Here is a 20,112-nt window from a genome sequence, read left to right as displayed (position 1 = left end):
AACGGGGCCACGTAGCATCAAAGTACGTCGTAGCTAGGAGTGTGGCGAAATGTTTGAGCGATTCACGGACCGTGCCCGTCGCGTAGTTGTGCTTGCCCAAGAAGAGGCACGCATGCTGAACCACAATTACATCGGTACCGAACACATCCTCTTGGGTCTGATCCATGAGGGTGAAGGTGTTGCCGCCAAAGCCCTCGAGTCCTTGAGCATTTCGCTCGACGGAGTCCGCGAGCAGGTGCAGGAGATCATCGGTCAGGGCCAGCAGGCCCCGTCCGGCCACATCCCCTTCACGCCGCGAGCCAAGAAGGTGCTGGAGCTCTCGCTGCGCGAGGCCCTGCAACTGGGACACAACTACATCGGCACCGAGCACATCCTGCTCGGCCTCATCCGTGAGGGTGAAGGCGTAGCCGCCCAGGTGCTGGTCAAGCTCGGCGCGGACCTGAACCGCGTCCGCCAGCAGGTCATCCAGCTGCTCTCGGGCTACCAGGGCAAGGAGACCACCGGCGCCGGCGTCGGCCCCGGCCAGGCCGAAGGCACCCCGGCCGGTTCCGTCGTCCTGGACCAGTTCGGCCGCAACCTCACGCAGGCGGCCCGCGAGAACAAGCTGGACCCCGTCATCGGGCGCGAATCGGAAATGGAACGCGTCATGCAGGTCCTTTCCCGCCGCACCAAGAACAACCCGGTCCTGATCGGCGAGCCCGGCGTCGGCAAGACAGCCGTCGTCGAAGGCCTTGCGCAGGCGATTGTCCGCGGTGATGTGCCCGAGACCATCAAGGACAAGCAGCTGTACACCCTGGACCTCGGGTCCCTGGTGGCCGGCTCCCGTTACCGCGGTGACTTCGAAGAGCGCCTCAAGAAGGTCCTCAAGGAGATCCGCACCCGCGGCGACATCATCCTGTTCATCGATGAGATCCACACCCTGGTGGGTGCCGGTGCTGCCGAAGGTGCCATCGATGCGGCTTCGATCCTGAAGCCCATGCTGGCCCGCGGCGAGCTCCAGACCATCGGCGCCACCACGCTGGATGAGTACCGGAAGCACATCGAGAAGGATGCCGCCCTGGAACGCCGTTTCCAGCCCATCCAGGTCAAGGAACCATCTGTCGCGCACGCGATCGAGATCCTCAAGGGCCTGCGGGACCGGTACGAGGCGCACCACCGCGTCACCATCACCGACGGCGCCCTCGCCTCCGCAGCAAGCCTTTCCGAACGCTACATCTCGGACCGGTTCCTGCCGGACAAGGCGATCGACCTGATTGATGAGGCCGGCGCACGGTTGCGCATCCGCCGGATGACCGCCCCGCCGGAGCTCAAGGTCATGGACGAGAAGATTGCCGCCATGAAGCTGGAGAAGGAATCCGCGATTGACGCGCAGGACTTCGAAGGCGCCGCCTCGCTGCGCGACAAGGAGCAGAAGCTCATTGCCGAGCGTGCCGAGAAGGAACGCCAGTGGAAGACCGGCGGCATGGATGACATCTCCGAGGTTGATGAGGACCTCATCGCCGAGGTGCTGGCGAACTCCACCGGCATCCCGGTCTTCAAGCTCACCGAGGAAGAATCCTCGCGACTGCTGAAGATGGAAGATGAGCTGCACAAGCGCGTTGTCGGCCAGGATGAGGCCATCAGGGCCCTGTCCCAGGCGATCCGCCGCACCCGTGCAGGGCTCAAGGATCCGAAGCGCCCGGGTGGCTCGTTCATCTTCGCCGGCCCCACCGGCGTCGGCAAGACCGAGCTGGCCAAGGCCCTCGCCGAGTTCCTGTTCGGCGAAGAAGACGCACTGATCACCCTGGACATGTCCGAGTACTCGGAGAAGCACACGGTGTCGCGTCTCTTCGGTGCCCCTCCGGGCTACGTGGGCTACGAGGAGGGCGGTCAGCTGACCGAGAAGGTCCGCCGTCGTCCGTTCTCCGTGGTGCTTTTCGACGAAGTGGAGAAGGCGCACGCCGATCTCTTCAACTCGCTGCTGCAGATCCTGGAAGACGGCCGCCTGACCGACTCCCAGGGCCGCGTGGTGGACTTCAAGAACACCGTGATCATCATGACCACGAACCTCGGCACCCGGGACATCTCCAAGAGCGTTGCCACCGGCTTCCAGTCCGGCACGGACACGCAGACCGGCTACAACCGGATGCGGGCCCGCGTCACGGAGGAGCTCAAGCAGCACTTCCGCCCCGAGTTCCTGAACCGTGTTGACGACGTTGTGGTCTTCCCGCAGCTGACCCAGGACGAGATCATCGAGATCGTGGACATGTTCGTGGGCCGGCTGGAGAAGCGCCTCAAGGACAAGGACATGGGCATCGAGCTCACGACGGCGGCCAAGGTGCTCCTGGCGACCCGCGGCTACGATCCGGCGATGGGTGCCCGGCCGCTGCGCCGCACCATCCAGCGTGAGATCGAGGACCAGCTCTCCGAGAAGATCCTGTTCGGCGAACTGCACGGCGGCGACATCGTGGTGGTGGATGTGGAAGGCGAAGGCGACGACGCGAAGTTCACGTTCGCCGGCAACGCCAAGCCGCGCATCCCGGAGATCGCTCCGAGCGTCTAAGCACCAAGAGCAAAGGCCCCGTCTGCTCCGAAAGGAGGGCGGGTTCTAGCGGTCGTTGCAACACCCAGAATTTTTGGGAGTTGCAACGACCGTGTCGTCTTTAACGAAGGAAGCTGCCAGCCGGAGGAAATACACGCCGGAGCAGAAGGCTCAGTTCTTTTCGGTGTTGGACCGGTGTGGGAGTGTGAGCGCGGCCGCGGCGGAGCTCGGCTTCAATCAGATGACGTGCTACCAATGGGTCCATAAATCTCGGCTCCCTGAGCGGGTCCCACGGAATCGGGAAGCTGGGCAGAGGAAATACACGCCTGCGCAGAAGGCTGAGTTCTTCGTCGTGTTCGACCGCGTCAAGAGCACGACGCAGGCCGCACGGGAGTTGGGACTGAATCCCGCAACTTGCGCCGGTTGGGTCCGTAAAGCCGGGCTGAAAAGCCATGGCAAAACGGGGACGGGTCCTCACCCAGGCCGGGATGAGTACTTCCGGCTGCGCAAGACCGGCGTGAGTCGGCGCAAAGCTGCCGCAGCGGTCGGGATACATCTCCGGACCGCCGAAGAGTGGGACCAGGGAATCCGTAAGTCCGGCGGCCGACGCATTTACCCGGATGGCCGAATCGTCGACTACAAACGTGGTGTGACCACCATGACCCCTCCCGCCGGCACGACCGGAACGACCCTGGTCCCCGTACCGGTTTCAGCGTTGGAGAAATCTATCGATCCGCGGTTCCTGACCGTGCAGGAACGGGAGCTGATCCGGGACCTGCAGGCCGCCGGCTCTTCGATCAGGGCGATCGCCCACGCCCTGGGACGATCGCCTTCAACGATCAGCCGCGAGCTGGCCAGGAATACCGATTCCCGGATGGGCTACCTGCCGCACGGGGCGCATCGGAAGGCCGCTGCCCGGCGGGCGCGGCCCAAGACGGCCAAGCTCGCTGCGGAGTCGGAGCTGCGTGACTATGTGAAGGACAAGCTGCTCCTACGCTGGTCTCCGGAGCAGATCAGCCACACGCTGGTCGAAGAGTTCCCCGACAACCCGGAGATGCGTGTGAGCCCAGAGACGATTTATCAAGCCCTCTACGTCCAGGCGAGAGGCGGCCTCAAACGCGAGATACAGGCAGCGCTGCGCACCGGCCGGACCCGCCGCAAACCGCACCGCACCGGCGAGCAACGCACCCCCAGGTTCGTGGACCCGATGGTCATGATTTCCGAGCGCCCGCCCGAGATCGAGGACCGCGCCGTGCCAGGCCATTGGGAAGGGGACCTCATTACCGGCGCCTATAACCAGTCAGCGATTGCGACCTTGGTCGAACGGACCACCCGCTACGTGATGCTCGTCCACCTGCCACATGACCACACCGCCGAAACCGTCCGCGACGGCCTCGTCAAGACCATGGCCACCCTGCCCGCGCACCTGCGAGGATCCCTGACCTGGGACCAGGGCGCGGAAATGGCCACCCACAAATCCTTCACCCTTGCCACCGACATGCCCGTCTATTTCTGCGATCCCGCCAGCCCCTGGCAACGCGGCTCGAACGAGAACACCAACGGGCTGCTGCGCCAGTACTTCCCGAAGGGCACCGACCTGTCCGTCTACGGGCCTGAAGACCTCGAACACGTCGCGCAGGAACTCAACGGACGCCCACGCAAAACGCTCGGCTGGAATACTCCAGCCGAGCGTTTACGTGATTTACTACTAACCACCTAACCAACAGGTGTTGCAACGATCCCTAGAATCCAAGCAGTTGGCGGGGCCTTCGTTTTGTCCGGGCTCGCCTGCGGAGGCGGGGCCGGCGCTGCCGGGCGTCACCGGGCGGGCCTCGCCTTTGCTGAGGAGTATGAAAGCAGTGTTTCACTCTTAGTGAACTTGGTGTGATCAGGGGCACGGGGGGTGTTGAATCGGGGCATGGCTTCCACTGATTCAGAGACTCTGAGCGAAAAACCCGAGACACCCTTTCACGACCTGGACTATTATCTGGCGATTCCCAGGGTCAGTGGCCTGGCGTTGAGCCCTGACGGTGGCCGGCTCGTCACCACCGTGGCCACCCTCAACTCCAAGGGCACCGAATACGGCACCGCCCTGTGGGAGCTGGATCCGGAAGGGCACGAGCAGGCGCGCCGGATCACCCGCAGCGCCAAGGGCGAGGCCGGAGCCGTGTTCGCTGCCAACGGCGACCTCTATTTCACCTCCGCCCGCCCCGATCCGGAGAGCCCCGAGGCTGAGCCCGTCAACGCCCTGTGGATGCTCCCGTCCGGCGGTGGAGAGGCCCGGGTGGTGCTCGCACGCGCCGGCGGCGTCAGCGGAGTCGTGGCCGCGAAGGAGGCCGGCGCCGTGTTCATCGCGGCCTCCGTGCTGGCCGGCTCCACGGATGAGGACAGCGACGAGGAACGCCGCAAGGCACGCAAGGACAACAAGGTCACCGCCATCCTGCACAGCGGGTACCCCGTGCGCTACTGGGACGCCGACCTGGGACCGGCCCAGCCGCGGCTTTTCGCCGTCGAACCGGGAGAGGAGCTGGAACCGGGCAGGCCCACCACGGTTGACGCCGTCGCCCCACTCAAGCTGCGCAACCTGACGCCCGACGCCGGGAACGGGCTCCGCGACGCGGATTTCGTCGTCAGCCCGGACGGGAAGACCGTCTACAGCAGCTTTGAAAAAACGCTCGCAAACGCTGATTCGCGTTCCATGCTGGTCGCGATCCACGTCGCTACCGGCACACGCACGGTCCTGCTGGACACCAAGGGCATGAGCTACTTCCCGGGGCCGGTCAGCCCGGACAACAGGACCCTCGTGGTGCTCAGTGAAAGTGACACCACGCCGGTTGACGCCCCGCGGGTCTTGCTGCACCTGCTCGACGTCTCCGGCGGTGCCCCCGGAACTGGGGAGGCAAACGAGGCCGCGCTGACGCCGCTCGCCCAGGACTGGGACCGCTGGCCCCGTCCCGCGGCCTGGCTGCCGGACGGATCCGCCATCCTCGTCACCGCGGATGAGGACGGAGCCTCGCCGGTCTTCCGGATCAGCGTCTCCGGCAGCGATAACGGCCTGGTCACCCGCCTGACGTCGGACGCGGCGGCGTACACCGACGTCGTGGTTTCCCCGGACGGCCGCAGCGCCTACGCGCTGCGCAGCTCCTACGAGTTCCCTGCCGAAGCTGTGCGGATCGACCCCGCCAGCGGCGACGTGGTCCGGCTCCCCGCGCCCGCCGAGCGCCCGCACCGCAAAGGCTCGCTGGAACGTGTAGAGACGACGGCGGCAGACGGTTCCCGAGTACCGGCGTACCTGGCTCTTCCCGACGGCTCCTCCGCCGGGTCTCCGGCCCCGCTGCTGCTCTGGATCCACGGCGGCCCGCTCGGGTCCTGGAACGCCTGGACCTGGCGCTGGAATCCCTGGCTGCTCGTGGCCCGCGGTTACGCCGTGCTGCTGCCGGATCCGGCGCTCTCCATCGGCTACGGCCAACAGCATATCCAACGTGGCTGGGGTGAATGGGGCAAGGCTCCCTTCACCGACCTGATGGCCATCACCGACGCCGTGGTGCAGCGGGCGGACATCGATGAGACGCGCACCGCAGCCATGGGCGGCTCCTTCGGCGGTTACATGGCCAACTGGGTGGCCGGCCAGACAGGCCGGTTCAAGGCGATCGTCACCCATGCCAGTCTCTGGGCCCTCGACCAGTTCGGCCCGACCACGGACTCCGCGCAGTACTGGCTGAAGGAAATGACGGCCGAGATGGCGCTGGAGAACTCCCCGCACCTGCACGTCGGGAACATCAGCACGCCGATGCTCGTCATCCACGGCGACAAGGACTACCGCGTTCCGATCGGCGAGAGCCTGCGGCTCTGGTACGAACTGCTCTCGAAGTCGCAGCTCGCGGCCGACGAGAACGGCGAGACCGACCACCGCTTCCTCTACTTCCCGGACGAGAACCACTGGATCCTGCAGCCGCGGCACGCTAAGGTCTGGTACGGCGTAGTCGAGCACTTCCTCGCCAAGAACCTGCTGGACAAGGACTTGCCTGTTCCTGCCGAATTGGGGCTCTAGGTCCAGCCCGGGCACACCCAACTGACCCGCATTTGTTGTCGTTTTGACCGCTGAAAACGACAACTACTGCGAGTCAGTTGGGTCTAAACCGAAGCGCAACAGGGCAGCGCCGTAAGATTGGGCTGTGACTGAGACGATCCGCATCCGCCCTGCCCGCACTGGCGATGTCGCGGCCATCAAGACGCTCGTGGCCCCGCTGGCGGACCAGCGGATCCTCATGGCCAAAGAGACTGTGGCGTACTACGAAAGCCTGCAAGAGTTTCTGATTGCCGAAGCGGGCGACGGCGAGGTGATCGGTTGCGGGGCGCTGCACGTTATGTGGGAGGACCTGGCGGAAGTGCGTACGCTTGCCGCATCGGATGGCTGGCGCGGGAAGGGCGTGGGACACCTGCTCGTGGAACGCCTCCTGGGAAAGGCGCGGGCGCTCGGGGTTTCCCGGGTCTTCTGTCTTACCTTCGAAGTGGACTTCTTCAAAAAGCACGGCTTCGAAGTCATGGCGGACCAGAGCGCCGTCGACCCGGTGGTGTATTCGGAACTGCTGCGCTCGCATGACGAGGGCGTTGCCGAGTTCCTGGACCTCGCACGGGTGAAGCCCAACACCCTGGGCAACACAAGGATGATCAAGGTTCTGTAGCCCACCGCCTGTAGCCCACCGCCGGGCCGCGATCGAACCGGCCCGCCGGAAGCGCCTGCTGGAACGCGCCGCGCATCCGCGCCGGGCCCAGCTCTTCCTTTCAATAAATTTGATGGATAAACTGATCCCGGCCCAGGGGGTGGGCCGCCCCAGCTTCCGGAGGCAAGAGATTGCACAATCGCGTGATTTTTCCAGATTTCTCCGCATTCCAGATGATCATCGCAGGCGCACCCGCAGCGCCCCGTACAACGGACCAGGCACCCGAGGGCGATGCAGCCCCCGGACCCGCGCCAGGACAACGCGCTGACCAGGGCGGGGACGCCGGAACCCAACATCACCGCGTCACGGCGCCGCCGTTTTCGTGGCTGGGAATCGACGCCTGGCCGAATTTCCCGGCCTGGGCGGATAGACGGCCCTGACACGGCGTCACTGCCAACGCGCGCAGATCCGGTGGCCGCGCGGCGGCGGCGCGGCGCGGAGAGTCCGTGCCGGCTGTTCCAGACCGGAGCCTTTCGCTGGCTGGGCCCCGGTAGTAGGGTCTTAGCAAGCAGCCAGGACACCATCCAGGGAGCACAGCCATGAAGAAGCTCATCAATGATCCCCGCGCCGTGGTCGACGAGTCAGTGGAAGGGTTCGGGCTTGCCCATGCCGACCTCGTGACCGTCTCTTCGGACCCGAAGTACATCGTGCGCAAGGACGCGCCGGTGGCCGGAAAAGTGGGGCTGGTGTCCGGCGGAGGCAGCGGCCATGAGCCCCTGCACGGCGGCTACGTCGGGATGGGAATGCTCGACGCCGCGGTGCCGGGTGCGGTGTTCACCTCGCCCACCCCGGACCAGATCCTTCCGGCCACGCTCGCCGTCAACTCGGGCGCCGGCGTCGTTCATATTGTGAAGAACTACACGGGCGACGTACTCAACTTCGAAACGGCAGCGGAACTTGCGCAAGCCGAGGGTGTGGAGGTCCGCACGGTGCTCGTCAACGACGACGTCGCGGTGGAGGACTCGCTGTACACCGCCGGACGGCGCGGGGTTGGCGGCACGGTGCTGGTGGAGAAAATCGCCGGTGCGGCCGCCGAGCGCGGGGACAACCTCGACGCAGTCGCAGCCATCGGTGACCGGGTCAACCAGAACGTCCGCAGCATGGGCGTGGCGCTGACGGCCTGCACCGTCCCGCACGCCGGGGCGCCCAGCTTTGTCCTTGAGGAAAACGAAATCGAGATCGGCATCGGCATCCATGGCGAGCCCGGCCGGCACCGCATCGCGATGGAAAACGCCGACGGCATCACGGACCGCCTCCTGGAGCCGGTGGCCAGCGACCTCGGCCTTGCCTCCGGGGACAAGGTGCTCCTGTTCGTGAACGGCATGGGCGGCACACCTCAGAGCGAGCTGTACATTGTCTACCGCCGGGCCGCGCAAGTGCTGGCCGAGAAGGGCATCACCGTGGCGCGCTCGCTGGTAGGCAACTACATAACATCCCTCGAGATGCAGGGTTGCTCCATCACGGTCCTGCGCCTGGACGATGAAATGACGGCGCTCTGGGACGCGCCCGTCCACACGCCGGCCCTCCGCTGGGGCGTCTGACCGTGGGGCTGGACGTCGGCTGGGCCCTGCGGTGGCTGGCGCTGTCAGCGCAGGCCATGGCGGAACACCGGGAAGAGCTCATTGAACTGGACCGGCCGATCGGCGACTCGGACCACGGCGAGAACATGGACCGCGGCTTCAAAGCGGTGATCGTGAAACTTGCCGAGACGCCCCCGGAAACACCCGGGGCCGCCCTCAAGCTGACGGCCATGACCCTGATGTCCAAGGTGGGCGGGGCGGCCGGCCCGCTCTACGGCACCGCCTTCCTGCGCGCCGCCACGGCACTGGGGGACACGGCGGACGTGGACGCAGCCACCCTGGCCACGGCCCTGCAGGCCGCCCGCGACGGCATCGTAGCCCGCGGAAAGGCCGAGCCCGGGGACAAAACCATGGTGGACGCCTGGACGCCGGCCATCGAGGCGGCCGCCGCCGCAGCAGCCCACGGCGACGTCCGAAAGGTGCTGCTCGCCGCCGCGGAAGCGGCCGAGGCGGGGGCCGTGTCCACCGACCCGATGCTGGCCCGGAAGGGACGCGCGAGCTACCTGGGGGAGCGCAGCATCGGCCACCGGGACCCGGGCGCCGTCTCCAGCGCCCTGATCCTGAGGGCCGCCGCCGGAGCGTCCGAATGACGGTGGGGCTCGTCGTCGTCTCCCACAGCGAGAAGATCGCCGACGGCGCCGTCGAACTTGCCGCCCAGATGGCGCCTGACGTTCTGATCATCCCCGCCGGAGGCACCGACGACGGCCGGATCGGCACCAGCCTGGAGCGGGTCCTGGCGGCGCTGGAACAGGCTGCCGGCGGCGACGGCGTTGTGGTCCTGACCGACCTCGGCTCGGCGGTGATGACCGCGGAATCGGCCGTGGAATTCGCGGCCGACCCCACGTCCGTGCTGCTGGCTGATGCGCCGCTGATCGAGGGGCTTATCGCTGCTGCCGTGGCCGCCCAGGTCGGTGCCGACAAGGAGGCGGTCAAGGAAGCCGCCGAAGCCGTCTACCGGCCCCCGGCCGCGCCGGAGCACGTGCACGAGCACCGGCAACCGCCCGAAGCGTCAGGGGATTTCGAGCTCGTGAACCAGGCCGGAATGCACGCCCGTCCGGCAGCAAAGATCGCGGGCGGTCTGTCCGGCATGGACGCCGAAGTGACAGTCAACGGCGCCGACGGCGCGTCCATGACAGAGCTGATGATGCTCGGGGCCGGACGGGGCACGGTGCTGCACATCGAGGCCAGCGGCCCGGATGCTTCCAAGGCCGTGGATTATCTGGGCGGCCTGATCAAATCCGGCTTCGGTGAAGCGTAGGCGCCCAGTCACTGGCCCTTGGTCCCCAGCCGATGATCATTGGTCCCTACCCTCCGCCGGTTCCGGCGGCGGCCCGGTCTAAAGCTCTTCGGCCCTCCCGCGTCACGTTCCACGCAATCCAGCCGCCGGCACCCGCCGCGAGCAGCGCCCCGGCGGTCTGGGTGGGCAGGCTGCTTCCTGTCGTCGCCTGCCCCAACACCACGCCCAGGACGTAGAAAAGCACGGCGCCGGCCACCCAGATCGCCCCTGCCCAGCGCGGCAGGGTCCGGGAGTGCCACACGGCAATCCCCAGCAGCACATTTCCGAGGAAAGCCAGCAGGAGTCCCAGCAGAAACGACCCCGACATGGCGGCGGGGAACTCGAGCTGCATGACGTCCTGATTTCCTCCGAGATATGCCTTCCCGATCGCGGGGGTGGCGAAGGTGGAGACCGCCGCGGGAACCAGCAGCAGGGCGGTCCCGGCGACGGTGACGACCATCGCTGCCAGTGCCAGGCGCCCCACCCGGCTGTTAGCCAGGCTGCAGCCGAGGGCGAACACGCCGAAGATCGCGAGGACGGTGCCTCCGGTGCTGCCGAGCAGGTGGCTGAGCTGGTACGAGTCCGAGCTGACAAACCGGGCCCAGGCATCCGGGTCCCGCTCCTGGTCCGGCTGCGGTTCGCGCGTGGCCCAGGCGGTGATCAGTCCGGAAAGGGGCAGGGTCCACAAGCCCGCGAGGATCCAGTGCCTGATGTTCTGCGCGTTCATGGGTACCCCTTTCTTGGCGTGGACTAATCCGCCTGCCGGAGGCCGTCCGCGTCGCCGCGTACTTGCGCATGCTTCAGGGTAGTTCCGGGAGGCGTGTCCAGCTAGGGCCTCGGGATTCAGCCCATCGGAGTCAGCCCATGCTCAGCCAGGGAGCCGGAGTCCGCCGAGGTGCAGTTCCGCCAGTCCGTCACTCAGCAGGCCAGCCAGTGCGCGTTCAATCTGCTCGGGCGCGGAATTGAGCCGATGCAGGGCGGCCAGCGGAATGCCGATACCCTCCGGTTCGAAGCCGAGGTCGGCCGGCGCCCGCTGGAACAGCTCCGGCGCCACAGGGGCGTCGGCCAGGCGGAGCACGGCCAGCACGGCACCGCGTACTTGGCGGTCGGTGCCGTGCCACGGCTGGCCTTTCGGCGTGTAAGTCGGCGGCGGCCCGCCCGCAGCGAGCCAGGCGCAGGAGCTTCGCACCGGGCACTCTGCGCACTTCGGCGCCCGAGCGGTGCACACCAGCGCGCCGAGCTCCATCACGGAGGCGTTCCACCGCACGGAGGTGCCGACGTCGTCCGGCATCACCTGCGCCGCCAGCCGCATCTCGGCGGCCGTGAGCGACTGCGAGGGCAGGGCGGCGCCGGAAAACAGCCGCGCATGGACCCGGCGGATGTTGGTGTCCACCACTGTTTCGCGGCGTCGGAAGGCGAAGGCGGCGACTGCCGCGGCCGTGTAGCTTCCCACTCCGGGCAGCCCCAGCAGTTCAGGATACGTGGCGGGAACCATCCCGCCATGGCTGTCCCCGATCGCGACGGCAGCCGCGTGCAGACGCAGGGCCCGCCGCGGGTAGCCGAGCCTGCCCCAGGACCGTACGGCCTCGCCCGAGGTCTCCCTGGCCAAATCGGCCGGCTCCGGCCAGCGCCGCAGCCATTCCTCCCAGACCGGCAGGACACGAACCACCGGGGTCTGCTGGAGCATGATCTCGCTGACCAGCACGCCCCACGGAGTGCAGCCGGCAGCCCTCCAGGGGAGGTCACGGGCATGGGACTCGAACCAGGTGTCCAGGGCCGCATGCAGGCTGGCCAGCGGAACGCCGGCAAGCGGCGGGCGGACGCCGGGAACGCCGCCCGGCAGGTTTTCCGGGGGTGCTGCCAACGGGAGGGCGGGGGAATCGGCTAGAGCTTTGATCCAATCAGCGTAATAGACGCGGGCCGTGGCCCGTCCCGCGGCGTGGTGGGTCCCCATAGTCTGCGCTGTTCTCTAGCCTAGAAGGATGGGCAGGCAAGGCAACTCAGGAACGAACGGTTCACGACCGAAGGCTTCCGGCAGCGGACAATCCGCGCGCAGGCCCGCAAAGAAACCTGCCCGTAAGCCGGTACGTAAACCGGGCAACGCCGTCTACCGCCGCCGTCGGCTGTTCGTCGGTGCCTCCCTGCTCCTGGTCGTCGCCGTCGCCGTGGGTGGCTTCATTGCTGTCTCGAGTGCCATCAACGGCCCCCGGCAGCCTGCTGCGGAGGCGGGCGGAACCGCTGCTGGGAGCCCCGGGACCGGACCGAGTGGCGGCCCGGAGGGGGCCACTGCGACGCCCACCGCCAGCCCCTCGGCAACCCCTTCGCAGGGCAATGGCTGCCAGCAGAACCTCGTGACTGTCACGGCAGCAACTGACAAACCCGCCTACGAGGACGGCGAGGAGCCGCTGCTCAGTCTCAAAGTCACGAACGGCAACAAGGTGCCGTGTGAGGTCAATATGGGGACTTCGCAGATGGAGTACCAAATCACCAGCGGCTCGGATCGGATCTTCTCGTCCCAGGACTGCCAGGCAGACAGCACGGAGCTGATGAAGACCATCGCCCCGGGCCAGAGCGAGACGGCGAATTTCCCCTGGCCGCGCAACCGCAGCGTCCAGGGCTGTGACCCCATTGCGGCAAAGCCCGGAGCGGGCGGGGCTTACTACGTCTTCACCGCGCGGCTGGCGAACAAGACGAGCCCGAAGGCTGTGTTCCAGCTCAACTGAGTCCGACGGCGGCCGCAGACGAAGTTCTAGAGGAACCTGTCCAGCAGGCTGGCCTCCGCCATCCGGCTCAGCCCTTCGCGGACCGTGCGGGCACGCTGGTCGCCGATGCCGTCCACGGTCATGAGGTCATCGATGGTGGCAGCCATAAGGAACTGCAGGCCGCCGAAGTGGTCCACGAGCCGGTCGGCGACGGCTTTTGGAACGGCCTTGAGCCCTGACAGCAGACGGTAGCCGCGCGGCTGGACGACGGCGTCGAGGTTGGCCTCTCCGCCGGCGAAACCCACGATGCCCGCGATCTTGCTCAAATCGATCAGCTCCGTTGGACCCAGGTTCACGAGAGCCTTGACGGCCTTGTCGATGACCTCGCTGGAGGTGTCCGGGCCGGAGTAGTCGCGGATGATCACATCGCTGCCGGGGCCGCGGCCGACGGTCAGCTCGTCCAGCTGCAGTGACAGCAGGCGGCCGTCTTCGCCAAGTTCCAGCACGTACTGCGAGATCTCCTCGGAAATCCGGCGCACCATTTCCTGGCGCTGCAGGGTCACCGCGACGTCGCGGACGGTCACCATGGCCTCGATTTCCAGCGCCGAGAGCGAGCTGGTCACCTGGTCCAGGCGCGAGCGGTAGCGTTCCAGGGTGGCCAGGGCCTGGTTGGCGCGGGCCAGGACCTTCTCGGAGCCCTCCAGCACGTGGCGCAGACCGTTCACGTACAGCGCGATGATCTGCATCGACTGGCTGACCGAGATGACGGGCACGCCGGTCTGGATGGCCACGCGTTCCGCAGTGCGGTGCCGAGTGCCCGATTCCTGGGTTTCGATGCTGGAGTCCGGCACCAGCTGGACGGCGGCGCGCAGGATGTTGCTCGCGTCCTTGTCGCAGATGATGGCGCCGTCCATTTTGGCCAGTTCCCGCAGCCGGGTAGGGGAAAAGTCGATGCCGATGTCGAAGCCGCCGGAGCAGATGGATTCGATGGTCCGGTCGATCCCCAGCACGATCAGGGCGCCGGTCCGTCCGCGGAGGATGCGTTCCAGGCCGTCGCGAAGGGCAGTGCCCGGTGCCACCCTGCCCAGAGTCGCCTTGAGTGAATCTTCAGGGCTCCGGGCCATAGATTTTCCCTTCAAAGGTGCAGGCTACCGCCCGCAGGTGCGCCGGTTTCCAGTGTTTGCCGGCAGGATCAAAAGTACTCGGTTCCCCGCTCTCATCATGATAGAGGTAAACGTGGCCCGGAACCGCACGGGCAAGCCTTAAAGTGGCCCATTCGGACCCGTCATCCAAGCCCTGCGGAATGGCCCCGCCGCCCTCCGTCCAGGAGCGCACTTTGGCCCCGGCGCGGACCCGCTTCGCGTCAGCTCGGCGGCCTGCGATAAACTGGAGGCCGTGGGTGTACCGCGGGCTCTCCGCGCAATTCCCCTCCCAACGCCGCAGCGAAAGTAGCACCGTGTCCCAAGAAGTCCTTAGCCCCGCACGAGTCCAGGAGATTCACAAGCAGGCGGCCCGGCGTCGGACTTTCGCGGTCATCTCACACCCTGACGCCGGAAAGTCCACGCTGACCGAGGCGCTTGCCCTGCACGCCAAGGTGATCGGCACCGCCGGTGCTTCCAGCGGCAAGGCGAACCGCAAGGAAACGATCTCCGACTGGATGCAGATGGAAAAGGACCGCGGCATCTCCATCAGCTCTGCCGCCCTGCAGTTCTCCTACCGCGACACCGTGATCAACCTGTTGGACACCCCGGGCCACGCCGACTTCTCCGAGGACACGTACCGCGTGCTGGCCGCCGTCGACTGCGCCGTGATGCTGGTGGACGCGGCCAAGGGCCTGGAAACACAGACCATGAAGCTGTTCGAAGTCTGCAAGCAGCGGAACCTGCCCATCATCACGGTGATCAACAAGTGGGACCGGCCCGGCCTGGACGCCCTGGCGCTGATGGACGAGATCACAGAACGCACCGGCCTCCTGCCCATGCCGCTGACCTGGGCCGTGGGCATTTCGGGTGACTTCCGGGGCGTGTGGGACCTCCGCAACGACCGCTTCGCCAAGTTCCAGCGCAACAATTCCGGCGCCAACATCGCCCTCACCGAGTACTTCACGCCGGAAGAGGCCGCGGCCAGCCAGGGCGATGACTGGTCCAACGCCGTGGACGAGGCTGGGCTCGTGGTCGAATCGAACCTGGAATTCGACGTCGAGTCCTTCCACGCCGGCAAGGCAACGCCGATCCTCTTCAGCTCGGCGGCCCTGAACTTCGGCGTGAAGGAAATCCTCGATGCCCTCGTGGACTTCGCCCCGCCCGCTGCGCCCCGGCCCGACGTCGACGGCGCCGCCCGTCCCGTCGACGCGCCCTTCGCCGGCTTCGTCTTCAAAGTCCAGGCCGGCATGAACAAGGCGCACCGCGACCACGTCGCCTTCATCCGCGTCTGCTCCGGCATCTTCGAACGCGGCATGGTGGTGACCCAGGGCCGGACCGGGAAGTCCTTCGCCACCAAGTACGCCCAGCAGGTGTTCGGCCGCGAACGCGAGGTCATTGACGAGGCCTTCCCCGGCGACGTCGTGGGCCTGGTCAACGCCTCCTCGCTGCGGGTCGGCGACAGCCTCTTCCTTGAGCAGCCGGTGGAGTTCCCTGCCATCCCGCTGTTCGCCCCGGAGCACTTCCAGGTGGCGCGGTCCAAGGACCCCAGCCGCTTCAAGCAGTTCCGCCGCGGCATCGAACAGCTGGAGCACGAGGGTGTCATCCAGGTCCTCCGCTCCGATATCCGCGGCGACCAGGCTCCGGTGCTGGCTGCCGTCGGGCCGATGCAGTTCGAAGTGGTTGAAGACCGAATGGCGCACGATTTCAGTGCGCCGATGCGGCTGGAGCGGCTTCCGTATTCCATTGCCCGGATCTCGACGGCGGATGCCATGCCCGCGCTGGCCAACGTGCCCGGCGCGGAAGTGCTGCTGCGCTCCGACGGCGAGTACCTGGCGCTGTTCAACGACGTCTGGGCCCTGCGCCGGATCGAGAAGAACCACCCGGACCTGACGCTGCTGCCGATCGGCACGCACAACCCCGCCAAATAGCGGCGCTGTCACGCGTCGCTGCCATCATGGGGCTAACGCCGCGCCTGCCTGGTGGTTATTTTCGTTAATTCGTCGGGGGTTGACGCCCAGTCTTCGCGCCCGGGAGGACATGCTCAGTCTTCGCGCCCGGGACCGGGCATGACCGGAATATGTCCGTCGGCCGGCCCCGGCGCCGGGCATGTCCTGACCCGGGAGCACGTGCAGTGCTCCGCTGGGGGCGTCGGGCCACTTCCCCGGGAGGACATGTCCAGTCTTCGCCCCGGGGACCGGGCATAACCGGAATATGTCCATCGGCCGGCCCCGGCGCGGGGCATGTCCTGTCCGGTGCTCATTTTCGCTGAGGACGTCGGGGTCAGGCTGCCGGTGCCTGCTCGTGGCTGCTCAGGCGTAGCAGCTAGTCGCTGACGCCGTTGGTGCATTCCGGTCGACCCGGCCGGCTGGCCGAGGCCCTTGAAACCGCCGCCGGTGATGGCCTGGCGCGACACCGCCCGCGGCCTCTACCCCAACGACCCCACCGCCTGGACCTGACCCCCGACGAAACTAACGAAAATGCCCACTAACGCCCCTGCGCTTGCTTAACGCCTGCCGGCGTGGAGCGCCAGCTCCAGCTCGAACCGCGCCTTCGGGTCCTCCAGGGTGTCACCGAACAGCTCGCGCAGCTGCGCCGCCCGGTAGCCGACGGTCTGCGGATGGATGCCCAGCTCCGCCGCCACCGGGGCGCGCTGGCCCCAGTGGCGCAGCCAGGAGAGCAGCGTTTCCGCGAGCCGCTCGCGCTGGGCCGGACGCAGCCCCTCCAGGGGCGCCAGCCGGCGGCTGGCCAGCTCGGCGATGGCAGAGGGTTCCGCGCCGAGAATCACCTGCGCCAGATGGTCGTCAGCCCAGATGGGCGGGTCCTCCGGGCCGTCCCGCGGCGGCACCACCGACGCCGCGAGCACGGCGAGCCGCAGTGAATCGGGGACCTTCTCCCAGCCTCCGGCCGGCCCCACAGAGGCGCCGCGCCCCTGCAGCGCCTTTTCCAGGTTTGCCCGGGTGGTGCTGGACTGCTGTGCGGGAACCAGGGCGACGGCGTCGGTCTCGCGTTCGATCACCAGTGTTCCGGGCCCCAGCCGCAAACGAAGCCCGGCCGCCCGGTCCAACGGCAAGGTCACCACCACCATCCGCTGGGGCAGCGACCAGTCCGCCAGGGCTGCCTTCTGGCGCAGGGCTGCCTCATCCGCCTGGCCCAGCAGCAGCAGATCCAGCAGCTCGGTGCGGCGCCGGTCCACCGCACCGGCTCGCTCGGACTGCTCAAAGGCGTAGGCCTCGGCGCTGACCGCGGACAGTTCGTCGATGTAGGCGAGGATCGACTCGCCCAAGTCAACCACGACGCTCTGGCCCAGGTGATGCTCCACGGATACCCGGGACATCTCCCGGAACGTCACCCGGGCGCCCATGCGGTAGGCGCTCAGCAGCGCGTCCATGCTCCGGCCCTGCCGGAACTCGCCGCTTCCCAGCCCCGCCACGAGCTGGCGGCTCTCCTCCGACAGCGCCGGCAGCCGGGTCCCGGGCAACTGCAGGAAGCGGTCCAGCGCGGCTGCCACGCCGCGCCGGAGGCCGCGGCCGAAGCGGCCCTCAATGGGCCGGGCATAGGCGGGCACCAGTTGCGGCACGGCGTCGATGATGGCCTCGACAATGCCCGGCATCATGGGCCGGAGCATATCGCTGACTTCCCGCGGCAGGGCCAGCCATGGCGGGTCATAGGCGGGGGTGGCGGGCTGTTCCGTTGAGGAAGCGTTCATGTGCCACATCCATGAGGTTGTTGCGGACAGACAGTTTCTTAGACTCGATCGTATGCCTTGGGTGAAGAACTATGGCGCAATCTGACATAAGCTTGATGAATGATCCGGCTCCGTAAGCTGGCGCGCGCCGCATCTCTACTGACCACCCCCTTAGCTCCAGAAGACATTCTGGCGCTGTTCAACCCCGTGTTCTCCGCCCGCCAGTTGCGCGGCGTGGTCACCAGGGTGGTTCCAGAAACGGCCGATTCCGCCACCATTTTCTTCCGTCCCGGCCGCGGCTGGCAAGCACACCTTGCCGGCCAGTGGGCCCGCATCGGCGTCGAACTCGACGGCGTCCGCCACTGGCGGTCCTACTCGCTCAGCGCCCCCGCGGGCCAGGACCCGGCCATCACCGTCACGGACATGGGCGCCGTCTCCGGCACGCTGGTGCGCAGCACCAAGCCCGGCGACGTGCTCTTCCTGGCACCCCCGCAGGGCGACTTCGTCCTGCCGGAACACCCGCGGCCGCTGCTGATGCTCACCGCCGGCAGCGGCATCACCCCGGTAATGTCGATGATCCGCACGCTCGTGCCGCACCGGCCCGACTCCGACGTCGTGCTCATCCACACCGCCCGGACTCCGGCGGACGCCATCTTCCGCGAGGAGCTTGCCGAACTCGCGGACCAGTTCCTCAACTTCCGCGTCACCCACTGGTTCACCGGGGAACGCGGACGGCTGGACTTCACGTCAGCCGACGCACTTGAACAGCTCTGCCCCGACTGGCGCCAGCGGGCAGCCTACGCCTGCGGCCCCGAAGGCTTCCTTGACGATGCCGAGGCGCTCTGGGAAGCCGAAACCAAGGAGTCCTCAGTCGGCGACGCCCAGGCGGCAGCCACCCTGACGATCGAACGCTTCAGCACCAAGCTGGCCGGCGGCGAGGGGCACGACGGCGGACTCGTCACCTTCGAGGCCTCCGACCGCGAGGTTGAGGCGGACGGCGACACGCCGCTGCTCGACGTCGGCGAGGATGCCGGCGTGCTGATGCCCAGCGGCTGCCGGATGGGCATCTGCCACAGCTGCCTGATCCCCCTCCGGGCCGGCCAGGTCCGTGACCTGCGCACGGACGAAGTCCACGGCGAGCCTGGCCAACTAATCCAGACGTGCGTTTCGGCAGCCGCCGGACCCGTTAACCTCGACCTCTAAGGAGTACCACCGCATGACGATTGTTTCCGACAAGCCGGACGTTTCCGGGGACGCTGCCAAGGGTGACGCCGCCACGGCCAAGGTGACCGCTGCTGCGAGGACGCGGCCCGGCGCCCTCGCCGAGTCCGGCCACCCGTTGGTCCGTCCGGACGCCGCGGCGCACCTCTCTGACGAGCAGGTGGCCGAGCTGGGCCGCGAGCTCGACGCCATCCGCGACGAGGTCCTCGCCAAGCGCGGGTCCAGCGACGCCGCCTACATCCGCCGGGTGATCAAGGTCCAGCGCGGGCTCGAGATCACCGGCCGCGCGACGCTTCTGGTGAGCAAGCACAAAGCCGCCTGGGTCGCCGGCACGGCGATGCTCAGCTTTGCCAAGATCCTGGAAAACATGGAACTGGGCCACAACATCCTGCACGGCCAGTGGGACTGGATGCGGGACCCGGACATCCACTCCACCACCTGGGACTGGGACTTCGTCACCCCCACCCGCTCCTGGCAGCACACCCACAACGATCTGCACCACCGCTGGACGAACGTCGTGGGCAAGGACAATGACATCGGGTACAACCTGCTGCGCATGGATCCGTCCCAGGAATGGAAGCCCTTCAACCTTGGCAACCCGCTGTACAACGCAATCCTGGCACCCGTGTTCGAATGGGGGATCGCGCTCTACGATCTTGAGTTGCCCGACTACAAAGAGGGCAAGAAGAGCAAGGAGGCCATGACCAGGGACCTCAAGGCGCTGGGGCTCAAGGCCCTGAAGCAGTTCGCCAAGGACTACGCCGCCACACCCGCGGTCGCCATGCTGACCGGCTCCGGCAAGCAGGCGCTTTATGGCACCCTGACCGCCAACGCGGTCCGGAACGTCTGGGCGCATGCGATTATCTTCTGCGGGCACTTCCCCGACGGCACCGACACCTTCACCGAAGAGATGGTCGAAGGCGAGACCCGCGGCGACTGGTATGTCCGCCAGATGATCGGATCCGCCAACATTTCCGGGTCCAAGTTCATGCACCTGATGAGCGGTAACCTCTCGCATCAGATCGAGCACCACCTCTTCCCGGACCTGCCGTCCAACCGCTACGGCGAGGTGGCCCCGAAGGTGCGGGAGATCTGCAAGCGCTACGGGCTGCCCTACACCACCGGGCCGCTGCTGAAGCAGGTCGGCTCCACCTGGGCCAAGGTCTTCAAGCTGGCCCTGCCGCCCAAGAAGGCATAGCGGCCCGGGACTGCGTCCCGGCGCCACAATTTCAGATCGAGGAGGAGGCGCCTGCCAGTGCGG

Annotated in this window: 15 protein-coding genes; 11 read left to right on the top strand and 4 right to left on the bottom strand. The window is 67.1% G+C overall.

The features are described 5' to 3' along the window. Positions 1 to 49 precede the first annotated feature (49 nt). From ACVWZ8_RS07000 to dhaM, 7 genes are all read left to right on the top strand, one after another. Positions 50 to 2,542, top strand: coding sequence for an ATP-dependent Clp protease ATP-binding subunit (locus ACVWZ8_RS07000; RefSeq protein ID WP_426975609.1), 2,493 nt, complete (start codon positions 50 to 52; stop codon positions 2,540 to 2,542). 496 nt (positions 2,543 to 3,038) lie between these two features. Continuing rightward, entirely contained in the window at positions 3,039 to 4,241 is a 1,203-nt protein-coding gene (locus ACVWZ8_RS06995) for an IS30 family transposase (RefSeq protein WP_456504212.1), read from the top strand. 198 nt (positions 4,242 to 4,439) lie between these two features. Next, positions 4,440 to 6,572: a prolyl oligopeptidase family serine peptidase gene (locus tag ACVWZ8_RS06990; protein ID WP_456504211.1), complete on the top strand. Its 2,133-nt coding sequence runs from the start codon at positions 4,440 to 4,442 to the stop codon at positions 6,570 to 6,572. 124 nt (positions 6,573 to 6,696) lie between these two features. Further along, the gene (locus tag ACVWZ8_RS06985; RefSeq protein WP_456504210.1) at positions 6,697 to 7,206 is read left to right on the top strand and encodes an amino-acid N-acetyltransferase; all 510 of its coding nucleotides are present in this window, start codon (positions 6,697 to 6,699) and stop codon (positions 7,204 to 7,206) included. Positions 7,207 to 7,784: 578 nt separating this feature from the next. Further along, entirely contained in the window at positions 7,785 to 8,786 is a 1,002-nt protein-coding gene (gene dhaK, locus ACVWZ8_RS06980; RefSeq protein WP_456504209.1) for a dihydroxyacetone kinase subunit DhaK, read from the top strand. A 2-nt stretch (positions 8,787 to 8,788) separates the two neighbouring features. After that, the gene (gene dhaL / locus ACVWZ8_RS06975) at positions 8,789 to 9,415 is read left to right on the top strand and encodes a dihydroxyacetone kinase subunit DhaL (protein ID WP_426975617.1); all 627 of its coding nucleotides are present in this window, start codon (positions 8,789 to 8,791) and stop codon (positions 9,413 to 9,415) included. Continuing rightward, positions 9,412 to 10,083: a dihydroxyacetone kinase phosphoryl donor subunit DhaM gene (gene dhaM / locus ACVWZ8_RS06970; RefSeq protein WP_426975618.1), complete on the top strand. Its 672-nt coding sequence runs from the start codon at positions 9,412 to 9,414 to the stop codon at positions 10,081 to 10,083. Before dhaL ends, dhaM begins: the two co-directional genes overlap by 4 nt. Positions 10,084 to 10,129: 46 nt before the next feature. On the opposite strand, the gene ACVWZ8_RS06965 is transcribed toward dhaM, so the two are convergent. Together ACVWZ8_RS06965 and ACVWZ8_RS06960 are read right to left on the bottom strand one after the other, a co-directional pair. Beyond that, positions 10,130 to 10,828, bottom strand: a complete 699-nt coding sequence (locus ACVWZ8_RS06965; RefSeq protein ID WP_426975620.1) for a hypothetical protein — start codon at positions 10,826 to 10,828, stop codon at positions 10,130 to 10,132. A 141-nt stretch (positions 10,829 to 10,969) separates the two neighbouring features. Then, positions 10,970 to 11,806: an A/G-specific adenine glycosylase gene (locus tag ACVWZ8_RS06960; protein WP_426979783.1), complete on the bottom strand. Its 837-nt coding sequence runs from the start codon at positions 11,804 to 11,806 to the stop codon at positions 10,970 to 10,972. A 277-nt stretch (positions 11,807 to 12,083) separates the two neighbouring features. Here ACVWZ8_RS06960 and ACVWZ8_RS06955 point away from each other — a divergent pair, with 277 nt between their 5' ends. Beyond that, a complete protein-coding gene (locus tag ACVWZ8_RS06955; RefSeq protein WP_456504208.1) occupies positions 12,084 to 12,824 on the top strand; it encodes a hypothetical protein in 741 nt (246 codons plus the stop codon). Between the two features lie 26 nt (positions 12,825 to 12,850). Here ACVWZ8_RS06955 and disA read toward each other — a convergent pair whose 3' ends face one another. After that, entirely contained in the window at positions 12,851 to 13,927 is a 1,077-nt protein-coding gene (gene disA, locus ACVWZ8_RS06950; protein ID WP_426975624.1) for a DNA integrity scanning diadenylate cyclase DisA, read from the bottom strand. Positions 13,928 to 14,259: 332 nt separating this feature from the next. On the opposite strand from disA, the gene ACVWZ8_RS06945 reads away from it, so the two are divergent. Beyond that, entirely contained in the window at positions 14,260 to 15,873 is a 1,614-nt protein-coding gene (locus tag ACVWZ8_RS06945) for a peptide chain release factor 3 (protein ID WP_426975626.1), read from the top strand. Between the two features lie 575 nt (positions 15,874 to 16,448). On the opposite strand, the gene ACVWZ8_RS06940 is transcribed toward ACVWZ8_RS06945, so the two are convergent. Beyond that, the gene (locus ACVWZ8_RS06940; RefSeq protein WP_456504207.1) at positions 16,449 to 17,651 is read right to left on the bottom strand and encodes a PucR family transcriptional regulator; all 1,203 of its coding nucleotides are present in this window, start codon (positions 17,649 to 17,651) and stop codon (positions 16,449 to 16,451) included. A gap of 99 nt (positions 17,652 to 17,750) precedes the next feature. Here ACVWZ8_RS06940 and ACVWZ8_RS06935 point away from each other — a divergent pair, with 99 nt between their 5' ends. After that, the gene (locus tag ACVWZ8_RS06935; RefSeq protein ID WP_456504206.1) at positions 17,751 to 18,833 is read left to right on the top strand and encodes a ferredoxin reductase; all 1,083 of its coding nucleotides are present in this window, start codon (positions 17,751 to 17,753) and stop codon (positions 18,831 to 18,833) included. A 13-nt stretch (positions 18,834 to 18,846) separates the two neighbouring features. Then, entirely contained in the window at positions 18,847 to 20,049 is a 1,203-nt protein-coding gene (locus tag ACVWZ8_RS06930; RefSeq protein ID WP_456504205.1) for a fatty acid desaturase family protein, read from the top strand. Positions 20,050 to 20,112: the final 63 nt, after the last annotated feature.

The organism is Arthrobacter sp. UYCu723 (genome assembly GCF_054059215.1).
This window is presented reverse-complemented; position numbering and strand designations above follow the sequence as displayed.

What these genes read in the sequence shown, in the direction of transcription:
- ACVWZ8_RS07000 (WP_426975609.1), top strand. Translation starts at nt 50, where the DNA reads ATGTTTGAGCGATTCACGGACCGTGCCCGTCGCGTAGTTGTGCTTGCC.
- ACVWZ8_RS06990 (WP_456504211.1), top strand. Translation starts at nt 4,440, where the DNA reads ATGGCTTCCACTGATTCAGAGACTCTGAGCGAAAAACCCGAGACACCC.
- dhaK (WP_456504209.1), top strand. Translation starts at nt 7,785, where the DNA reads ATGAAGAAGCTCATCAATGATCCCCGCGCCGTGGTCGACGAGTCAGTG.
- dhaM (WP_426975618.1), top strand. Translation starts at nt 9,412, where the DNA reads ATGACGGTGGGGCTCGTCGTCGTCTCCCACAGCGAGAAGATCGCCGAC.
- ACVWZ8_RS06965 (WP_426975620.1), bottom strand. Translation starts at nt 10,828, where the DNA reads ATGAACGCGCAGAACATCAGGCACTGGATCCTCGCGGGCTTGTGGACC.
- ACVWZ8_RS06955 (WP_456504208.1), top strand. Translation starts at nt 12,084, where the DNA reads ATGGGCAGGCAAGGCAACTCAGGAACGAACGGTTCACGACCGAAGGCT.
- disA (WP_426975624.1), bottom strand. Translation starts at nt 13,927, where the DNA reads ATGGCCCGGAGCCCTGAAGATTCACTCAAGGCGACTCTGGGCAGGGTG.
- ACVWZ8_RS06940 (WP_456504207.1), bottom strand. Translation starts at nt 17,651, where the DNA reads ATGAACGCTTCCTCAACGGAACAGCCCGCCACCCCCGCCTATGACCCG.
- ACVWZ8_RS06935 (WP_456504206.1), top strand. Translation starts at nt 17,751, where the DNA reads ATGATCCGGCTCCGTAAGCTGGCGCGCGCCGCATCTCTACTGACCACC.
- ACVWZ8_RS06930 (WP_456504205.1), top strand. Translation starts at nt 18,847, where the DNA reads ATGACGATTGTTTCCGACAAGCCGGACGTTTCCGGGGACGCTGCCAAG.